Source organism: Pseudomonas sp. lyk4-TYG-107, assembly GCF_030209055.1.
Classification (GTDB): domain Bacteria; phylum Pseudomonadota; class Gammaproteobacteria; order Pseudomonadales; family Pseudomonadaceae; genus Aquipseudomonas; species Aquipseudomonas putida_A.
Genome location: NZ_JARVST010000041.1, coordinates 1 through 1313, shown reverse-complemented (window position 1 = coordinate 1313; position 1313 = coordinate 1). Strand labels below are relative to the sequence as shown.

General features: G+C 52.6%; 1 protein-coding gene. It reads right to left on the bottom strand.

Going from position 1 to position 1313, the window contains the following annotated elements:
* Window positions 1-37: 37 nt before the first annotated feature.
* A protein-coding gene (locus QRN61_RS27150) for an IS3 family transposase (protein WP_177325627.1) occupies window positions 38-1260 on the bottom strand; the annotation gives its coding sequence in 2 pieces (ribosomal slippage) (window positions 38-909 and window positions 909-1260; 1224 coding nt in all).
* Between the last annotated feature and the right edge of the window lie 53 nt (window positions 1261-1313).

The following is a 1313-nucleotide window of genomic DNA, read 5'->3' as shown; positions in this document are numbered from 1 at the left end:
TGTCTAGTCCTGAAATAGGTTTACACCTGTTTCAGTCTCAAAATGCCCGATGCACCGCATCGGGCGTTTTGTATTTCAGGGATAAGTGCGGCCGCTCCCGGTTGTAGATTTGCACCGATTCATCCACCATTTTCACTGCATCCGCCAGGTCTTTGGGGCGATGTAGCAAAAACTCAGTCTTCAAAATCCCATTTACCCTCTCCGCCATAGCGTTCTGATAGCAATCATAACCGTCAGTCATTGAGCACCTGATTCCATGCCGGGTATGCATCCGTTGGTATAAATCAGAGCAATACTGGGCTCCGCGATCTGAATGATGAATGAGCGGTTGATTGGATTTTCGCTGACTAACAGCCTTCTGCAGCGCCCTGACCACCGACTCCGTATGCAGGCTGCTGTGCACATGATGACCCACGATTTTGCGTGAGTACGCGTCTGTTATCAGGCTAACGTAAGCGACACTTTCCCGCGTTGGGAGATAGGTAATGTCTGCGACCCAAACCTGCTCAGGTCTGCTGGCTACAACTTGTTCCGGGCCAGCTTTGAGTAGGTTGGGGTGACGGCGGAAGCGATGATGGCTATGCGTGGTTTTATGATAAGCACGTTTGCGAGGAACCAGCTCTCGCGCCTCTCGCAAGATGGAAAACAGGCGGTCTCGACCGACACGTAGCGCTGTTGCGGCTTCAATTAGCATCAGGTGGTGCAGTTTGCGCGTCCCAAGCCTCGGCTGGCGCCGACGCTTTTCCAGAACGAATTCCACTACCTGCTGGTCTTGGCAAACTCTCGCGTCAAAGGCTCGGTTGCGCTTGTAATACGCTTGGCGCGAAATGCCCATAAACAGGCAAGCCCTGGTAATGCTCAGGTCTTGGATTTGCCCTTGCGAGAGGACTTGCCGGGTCGCTTTTTTACGATGGACACACCGTAATCATTTTTCAAGACGTTCACGACAGCTTCAAAGAACTGGGCCTTCTGATTGCTCAGCGCCAACTGTTCTTCAAGCTCTTTGATCCGCTGTTCGGGTGTCAGCGGTAGGTTGGGGTCGGTCATCGGCCTGCTCCGCAGCGCTCGGATTGAGGCGCCTTGGCTCCAGTCCTGTCGGCCATGCTTGCGTAACCAAACCAGTACCGTGGACCGGCCTTGAATGCCAAAGCGCCGTTGAGCCTCTTTATAACTCAACTCGCCTTTTTCGACTTGATCTACGACTGACAATTTAAAAGCTAGCGTGTAATCGCGCTGGCTCCGCCTTTTTCCGGTATCCATTGAATCCTCCTGAAGATTGGTCAGAAGGTGTAAACCTTATTCAGGACGCGACA